Raw genomic sequence first — 757 nt, 5'->3', positions numbered from 1 at the left:
CACGGCCGTTTCATGATCGATTGTGGCTGTGAGTGATGGTGCCCGTGTCGGCGTGTCGGATATGGACGAAGCTCCGTTGAGACCAGGTCCTCTCACAGATCTGGTTCAAACGGAGCTTCGTCATGTCGCAGTCTGCCACCCTCATTGCCGATCCGTCGCCTGCGCCGCTGTCTGATGACGTGTCGTTCGCTCCTTCGTGTCACGGTCTGCTGGAGTTGTTACTCGCCGTGTCCGACGGCCGAAAGGATCAAGGCCGTGATCATCCGGTCGCGGTCGTGCTCGCGCTGGTCGCGGCGGCCACGGTAGCTGGGTTGAAGGGCTACACCGCGATCAGCGGCTGGGTCGCCGACGTGCCCACCGAGATCCTCGACGGCCTGTACGCGCGTGTCGAGGCCCGTCCTGGCGGGCGGCCGTCGCGGTCGACGCTGTGGCGGGTCTGCACCGATACCGACGGCGACGTCCTGGACGCGGTGATCGCCGAGTGGACCACCGCCCACCGCTTACGCACCGGCGAACAGGCTTGCACCAGCAGCGATACACCGGCACAGGTACGCCTGGACGGTAAGACCGTGCGCGGTGCCATCGGCTCCGACGGTGAACAACTGCACCTGCTGTGCGCTCTGGCCGGCTCGCCCGGCCCCGACCCGGCCGCCGTCATCATCGCCCAGGCACCCACCGACGGCGCCAAGACCACGGAGCCGGCCACCGCCCGCGCGTTGCTGGAATCGATCGACCTGCGCGACGTGACGGTGACCGC

The 757-nt window shown here is 67.4% G+C and carries 1 protein-coding gene; it reads left to right on the top strand.

Going from position 1 to position 757, the window contains the following annotated elements; translation table 11 throughout:
• Positions 1–122: 122 nt before the first annotated feature.
• On the top strand, positions 123–757 hold a 635-nt coding region (locus ACFHWY_RS28730; RefSeq protein ID WP_416583363.1), incomplete at its 3' end, for a transposase family protein.

It is taken from the genome of Micromonospora sp. LOL_024, assembly GCF_048060415.1.
Classification (GTDB): Bacteria; Actinomycetota; Actinomycetes; order Mycobacteriales; family Micromonosporaceae; genus Micromonospora.
The sequence above is the reverse complement of the archived record's forward strand: the minus strand, read 5'-3'. Positions and strand labels throughout refer to the sequence as shown.